Genomic DNA, 297 nt, shown 5'->3' on the forward strand with positions numbered 1-297 from the left:
TACAGCCGCTACAACCGCACGCCGGACCGTGGCGTTCCTGGCGTCAACGGACGCCCTGCCGATGTGAGTCGCAGCACCACCTATTTCTCCAGCGGTGACTACATCGACGACACTTCCCAGTCCCTGCGCTCCAAGCTCGCCTATGAGCTCAACGACAACTGGCAACTGCGCCACACCCTCGGCGTATTCAAGCTCGACAGCGATTTCGACAACACCTACCAGACCGGCTACGACGCGAAAACCAACACCGTCAGCCGCCAGCATTGGCAGCAGGACCTGACCACCCGCAACGTGTTC

At 60.9% G+C, this 297-nt stretch carries 1 protein-coding gene; it reads left to right on the forward strand.

The features are described 5' to 3' along the window. Positions 1 to 297, forward strand: a 297-nt coding sequence (locus AC0L20_RS40680; RefSeq protein WP_473295774.1) for a hypothetical protein, incomplete at both ends; no start/stop codon positions are given.

It is taken from the genome of Bradyrhizobium sp. Kon58, from assembly GCF_055807455.1.